The organism is Massilia sp. DWR3-1-1, assembly GCF_049898325.1.
Lineage (GTDB): Bacteria > Pseudomonadota > Gammaproteobacteria > Burkholderiales > Burkholderiaceae_D > JAFCUW01.
Window position 1 is genome coordinate 1 of sequence record NZ_JAFCXL010000077.1, and the last position, 869, is coordinate 869.

Annotated in this window: 2 protein-coding genes; both read right to left on the reverse strand. The window is 53.0% G+C overall.

Annotated elements, in window-relative coordinates; all coding sequences use genetic code 11:
- Nucleotides 1-116 precede the first annotated feature (116 nt).
- Nucleotides 117-458: a hypothetical protein gene (locus tag ACP7EY_RS23985; RefSeq protein WP_426197760.1), complete on the reverse strand. Its 342-nt coding sequence runs from the start codon at nucleotides 456-458 to the stop codon at nucleotides 117-119.
- Nucleotides 459-468: 10 nt separating this feature from the next.
- Nucleotides 469-869: copper resistance protein B (locus ACP7EY_RS23990; protein ID WP_426197761.1), on the reverse strand; the 401-nt coding region annotated here is incomplete at its 5' end.

Consider the following 869-nt stretch of genomic DNA (forward strand, 5'->3'; position numbering starts at 1 on the left):
AAGACCAGCTTTACCGCTTCTTCGCGAAGCTCCGGCGTGTATGTTTTTGAGCGTGTCATAAGTTCTCCAGTTGGTGAAGTTTACCAAACAAGAGTGTCCGAAAAAATCAGGTTACCTCACTCTTTGGCGAGATTGGGCGGGCTTGGGTATAGGCCGTTGCTCAGTTCAGTCTCACCCATCCCAGGTGAACGATGGCATTGAACGCACATTGCGTTGTAATTGCCGGCGCCCTGAACGATACGCTGCTGGTCGGCCAGCTCGGGAACCTTGATATTGCCGGATCGGGTATCGATCGACTTCTCTCGCATGCGGCCGAGCAAAGAGAACACGAAAGGTGTGTGCGGCACATCGGCTGCAAAGTTATACACGCCTAACTGGACAAACATTCCAAATACGGCGACCAGCACGACTGCAAGGACTACCGAGGTAGCTATTGCATGCTTAATGAAAGGTTTCATGGCCATCCTCTCAAAACCAGACCCGAACGCCGCCAACCAGGCGTGTTTCCCTGGCCGGCTTGCCCGCGGCCCGTGCGAAACTTGCTGTGTCGCCGAACTTGCGGTTATAAACCACGCCGACATAGGGTGCGAATTTGCGTGAAAATTCGTACCTCAGACGGAGACCCGCTTCCATGTCCGACAAGCCCGAACCGATGCCGCGTTCCGGATCGTTTTTGCCGTACAGGTTGACCTTCATATTCGGCTGCAGGATCAGGCGTTGAGTGAGGAGCAGATCGTATTCCGGCTCAAAACGGCGTTGTTGAATAATTCGACCTGTCGCCACAGGAGTGTACAATCTGGCATCATTTCTTTGGCGTTGTTGAATAATTCGACCGGTCGCCACAGGAGTGTACAATCTGGCATCATTTC

Coding starts and splice junctions, on each gene's coding strand:
- ACP7EY_RS23985 (WP_426197760.1), bottom strand. CDS start 458: ATGAAACCTTTCATTAAGCATGCAATAGCTACCTCGGTAGTCCTTGCA.